At 57.1% G+C, this 5,129-nt stretch carries 7 protein-coding genes; all 7 read right to left on the bottom strand.

Going from position 1 to position 5,129, the window contains the following annotated elements:
* Nucleotides 1-637, bottom strand: a 637-nt coding sequence (locus tag ACOSYY_RS17210) for a response regulator (RefSeq protein ID WP_421664040.1), incomplete at its 3' end; no start/stop codon positions are given.
* Between the two features lie 213 nt (nt 638-850).
* On the bottom strand, nt 851-1,330 hold the full coding sequence (locus ACOSYY_RS17205) for a RidA family protein (RefSeq protein ID WP_421664038.1): 480 nt from the start codon (nt 1,328-1,330) through the stop codon (nt 851-853).
* A gap of 68 nt (nt 1,331-1,398) precedes the next feature.
* The gene (locus ACOSYY_RS17200; protein ID WP_421664037.1) at nt 1,399-2,556 is read right to left on the bottom strand and encodes a hypothetical protein; all 1,158 of its coding nucleotides are present in this window, start codon (nt 2,554-2,556) and stop codon (nt 1,399-1,401) included.
* 130 nt (nt 2,557-2,686) lie between these two features.
* Entirely contained in the window at nt 2,687-3,364 is a 678-nt protein-coding gene (gene deoC / locus ACOSYY_RS17195) for a deoxyribose-phosphate aldolase (protein ID WP_421664036.1), read from the bottom strand.
* A gap of 3 nt (nt 3,365-3,367) precedes the next feature.
* Nucleotides 3,368-4,450, bottom strand: a complete 1,083-nt coding sequence (gene mltG, locus ACOSYY_RS17190; RefSeq protein WP_421664034.1) for an endolytic transglycosylase MltG — start codon at nt 4,448-4,450, stop codon at nt 3,368-3,370.
* On the bottom strand, nt 4,365-4,949 hold the full coding sequence (ruvX, locus tag ACOSYY_RS17185; protein WP_421664033.1) for a Holliday junction resolvase RuvX: 585 nt from the start codon (nt 4,947-4,949) through the stop codon (nt 4,365-4,367). Before ruvX ends, mltG begins: the two co-directional genes overlap by 86 nt.
* Before the next feature lie 4 nt (nt 4,950-4,953).
* On the bottom strand, nt 4,954-5,129 hold a 176-nt coding region (locus ACOSYY_RS17180), incomplete at its 5' end, for a DHHA1 domain-containing protein (RefSeq protein WP_526023341.1).

The following is a 5,129-nucleotide window of genomic DNA, read 5'->3' as shown; positions in this document are numbered from 1 at the left end:
CATGCGGCAGCGGTGTTCCGTCCGGCCAAAGCAGCTTGTGCGACTCATAGAACCGGTTTTCGTTGTGACCAGGGTTCGGCCTGCAACCCCACAATTCGGCCGCTTGATCGTTGTAAAACGTGATACGACCGTCTCGATCGATGGTGTACATGGCCACAGGCATACGCTCGACGAGAGACCGATAGCGCATTTCGCTTTCGGTGAGACGTTCGATGAGGCGTTGATTGTCCCGCTCGTGCCGGGCCAGCTTGAGCAGTGCCCGCATGGTGCCGATCAACTCTTCTTCTTCCGCCGGCTCGACCAGATAGGCATCCGCGCCGCCTTCCAAGCCTCTCATTCGATCGGGTGCGTTGATGTGAGCGGCGGAGGTCTGCAGTACTTTGATGAACTGCGTCTCTGGCCGTGTCTTGAGTTGTCGGCAGATATCAAAACCGTTGATGTCCGATAAGTTGACGTCGAGGAGGATGAGGGCAGGGCGTTCTGCGGCGGCAACAGTGAGCGCGTCTGCGCCGTTGGTCGCTTCAATGATTCGATAACCCTGTCGATTCAGTAGCTGACTCTTCATGCGCAAAGCTGTCGGCTTATTGTCGACGATGAGGATGACTGCATGATCGGATTCGGCGGTGAACTGAGTCATATCAACGTACGAGGTGGTTTCGGGCGGTTGTCCCTATTCTACTGATATCATCTCCGGGCAATCAAATGCTTCGGAATCAGGATCAATGCTCCGGCGGAAGAATAGCCGTCTTGGCCTCATGCATGGAGAGAATCCTTTGGCTCAATGACAAGCAGCGAAGAGAGAGGGCAGCTTACTGGCCACCGCAGTCTGGGAAAACACAGAGGGTTGTCCCTAGGATGAAGGGGTGACTATGGGATGCAACTCCACGATGATTTCGATTTCGATGGGAGCCATGCGTGGCAATTCCGCGGCACCAACGGCTACTCGTGCATGGCGACCTGCTTCTCCGAACACCGCAACGAGCAGGTCCGATGCGCCGTTGAGAACTTGAGGTTGATCGGTAAAGCCGGGAGCCGAGGCGATATAGCCGACCATCTTGACGATCTGCTTGACCTGATTCAATGATCCGGCTTCGCTCCGGACGATACTTAAGCCATTCAACACCGCCACTCTCGCTGCCTCAACCCCCTGTTCAACCGTGAGACTCTCCCCCAGCTTGCCGGTCATAACAAGTTGGCCATCGCGTGACGGTAAGACACCGGAGAGAAACAGCAGGTTACCCGTCCTGACTACCGGCACATAGTTTGCGACAGGCTTTGGAGGAGCCGGCAGCGCCAATCCAAGATCACTGAGTTTTGCTTCATAGGACACGTCCTTACACCGTCCCTCTCCCCTCACGCCTCACCGCTTACCCTTAACCTTTCAATCTTCACGTATTATTATCCCGGCCTGAGCGCATCCAAGAAACTCTCACCAACCGGCAATCGCTCGGCTCGGAGTGCCTCCACAATCGTCTGCCCCACATCCGCCGCCGTCGGCCTCGTCCCCAAATCGACGCCTTGGGCTAGTTTTGGGCCGGTCGCGAAGACTGGAACATACTCTCGCGTGGACGTCCGCCCTGCCAATGAAAAATCTCTCCCGTGATCACCCGTCACGAGCACCATATCGCCGAGGCGCAACCGCTCGAACAAATCCGGCAGACGACGATCGAATTCTTGCACGGCTGTCGCCGACTGCGCGGCATCTTCGGACAGCAAATCCAGGCTGGCACAGATAAGACCGCGAGGCACCTTGTTTAACATGCCGATGACTTCATCAAAAGCGGCCATCCCCGACGCAACCGGAAAGGATTTCGTCAGCCCGCGGCCACCGAAGAGCTCATAGACTTTTCCGACCCCCATCGCGATCTGGCCGGATCGGCTTAAGACATCCAACATCGTCAAACCGGGTGGTTCGATCACAAAGTCTTTTCGCCCGACCTGCGGCCTGAGCCGGTCATGCCCGCCGATGACGGGCTGCCCGACGACACGAATAAGAATCCCCGCATCTTTCACGGCTTTCCGGATCTCGCGACATCGCTGTTGGAATTCCACGGGCGCCATGATGGATTCATGCATGGCCAAAAAGCACGTATTGCCTCCGTCCGTCCACAGAATAGGCGATCCTGTGGCCATATGCTCCATACTATGTCGGCGGAGCATGACCTCCATGGACGCGATGTCTCGGCCGATCGACTTTCTGCCCAAGAGCTGCTCGACGACATCGACGATTGTAGAAGGAACGCCGGATTTGCAGACCGTGGCCGCTTCTTTCTGGATGACTCCGCCGATTTCCCAATATCCGACGACAGAATCTTTACCCGGCGATGCGAAACCCAGCCGCCCGAAGGAGCCGTTCGGCTGAACCATGGCCCGTACTCCGCTGATCGGAGCGAGATGCCCCAAGCCCAACATCTCGAAATTCGGCAGGCTCAGTCCATCGACGGTCCCAGCTAGGTGCACGAACGTATTCGCATCCGTATCACCGTACTCAGCCGCATCCGGCAAGGCTCCGATTCCAAACCCGTCGATGACGAGAAGAATGATTCGTTCGATCATCGGCGTACTATACCAAATCGCCGTGGTCCGACATAGGTACGTATGGGACCGACATGTGGATCTAGGAAACCTAGACGGGAGAATGCCGGCGTGATGCCGTGAATAATACGGGCTATACTCAGTGCGCGGATTACTCTTGTTTGCGTATTGCCGCCCGCCATTCCCCGATGATCTTGAGGCTTGCGCTGGTCCCAATCCTATCGGCGCCGGCCTCCAGCATCGCGAGAGCGGTCTTCCAATCTCTGATACCGCCTGAAGCCTTCACCTGTACCCGTCCTGCTACGGTGCCCTTCATCAACCGAACATCGTCGGCCGTCGCCCCCGCGGCTCCGAATCCGGTTGACGTCTTGACATAATCGGCCCCGGCTTCCATGACTAACTGACACGCCGTTTGCTTCTCCTGATGCGTGAGATAACAGGTTTCTAGGATTACTTTATGCTCGACACCCTCGGTTGACTTCACGACTTCGGCGATGTCCGTTCGTACATAGTCATGATCCGCCGACTTCAGTCTGCTGATATTCAGCACCATGTCCAACACCGTCGCGCCGCGCTGCACGGCCTCGACGGCTTCGGCCACCTTGCACTTTGTGCTGTGCCCACCCAACGGAAACCCGATGGGAATGCCGACGCGAATGCCGGTGCCTGCCACCGCCGCCACTGCCTCATCGATGTAACATGGCGGAACAAAAATGACCGTGAACCCGTTGGCCTTCGCCTCTTCACACAGCCGCAGGATCTCGATTTTCGTCGCATCCGGCCTCAATACCGTATGATCGATAAGAGCGGGGAGATTCCATCCTGACATTCTTTACGATACTCCTTCCTTGTGATGACTCTGCCGACCATCGGGAGTCAGAAAGGTCTGCGAGTGATTTCTTCGCCGGAAAGGACGCTTCTGGTACTTTTCCACCGCCTTGTTATGTTCCACGAGCGTCGAGGAAAATTGATGTGTTCCATCGTTCCTCGAGACAAAGTAGAGATACTTGGAAGGCACGGGATACAAGGCGGCACGGATCGACTGTGCTCCGGGGTTGGCGATCGGCCCCGGCGGCAGACCGGCCCACCGGTAGGTATTGTAGGGACTGGGATGGGTGAGATCCTTTTTGTGAAGGTTTCCATCGAAATTCGACAGACCGTAGATCACCGTCGGGTCGCTCTGCAGGGGAATATGTTTCTTCAGCCGATTATGGAATACGGACGAGATGTGGGGACGTTCGTCTTCGGCGCCGGTCTCTTTTTCAATCACGGAAGCCAGGGTCAAAACCTCATGGACCGTCAAGTGAATGTCTTTGGCCCGTGCCTGCCATTCCTGAGTCATCACGCGCCGGAGTTGCTCCATCATGGTTTTGATGACATCTTTGGCAGCCGTCGGCCTGGCAAACCGGTACGTGTCGGGGTACAGATACCCTTCCGCCGTATCCGCAGTAATTCCTAACGTCTTGACGAAGGACTTGTCCGAGGTCAATCGGACAAATTCCGCGCGATTGGTGATGCGATGTTCGTCCAGCACATCGGCGATTTGAGTGACCGTATATCCTTCAGGAATCGTGATGGAATGAAGTACCACACGTCCGGTCAGCAACTTGCCAAGAATCTCCGCCGGGGCCATGGCGGCGTTGAGCTCATACTCTCCGGGATGTATCTTGCGATCAACCCCCTGGGATTTTCCCAGGCGCAGAAACGCCGAACGGCTCCTGATCAGCTGTTCCCGCTCGAGCAAAGACGCAGCTTGTTGAAACGTCGCGCCTTCCGGAATCACGACGATTTTCTGCGGAGGGTGATCGGACTCGGAAAGGACAGGCGCTTCAGCCCACCGAATCATCTGGTATGCGGCCACGCCGGCGAGAGCGACGACGGCGATCAATACGATGAGGATCAGACGCAATGTCATAGGATCGGTCGTCAGGAGACAAATTCCGGCGCTCTTCTCGCGTTTCCTCCGCGGGCTTGCCTCCGACGGATTGAGCGGAAACCTGGTCCTGCGCTTCAAGGTAACTTCGCAGGAGAATCGCGGCTGCAATACGGTCCACGATTCCTTTGCGTTTCTTTCGGCTGACATCAGCGGCGATCAACAACTGTTCCGCCGCTTTCGTCGTCATCCGTTCGTCCCACCGGACGACCGGCACGGACAAACCCGCTTCCAATTTCACTGCAAACTCGCGCATGGCCAGAACGGCCGGCCCTTCCCGTCCGTCCAGCTGAAGCGGCAATCCCAACACCACCCGCTCCACACTGTGCGATTCGACCAGCGCCGCGATATGGGCGATATCCCGATCCAGCGTCTTCCGTTCGAAGGTTTCGAGCGGCTGCGCCGTCCAGCCCAATTCGTCGCTGAGCGCGACGCCGATCCGCTTGGTGCCGTAATCGAGCGCGAGAATGCGGCCAGGCATGATTTTACCGCCGGAGGGTGGTTTCAACCAGGCCAAAAATCTTTTCCAACGCGGCGTCGAGCTTGGCCGGATTCTTCCCTCCGGCCTGGGCCATTTCCGGCCGGCCGCCTCCGGTTCCACCCACCTCAGCCGCCATGGCTTTGATGAGTTCCCCGGCTTTGATCCTGCCGACCAAATCTT

This window comes from Nitrospira sp. BLG_2, assembly GCF_049222245.1.
This window is presented reverse-complemented; position numbering and strand designations above follow the sequence as displayed.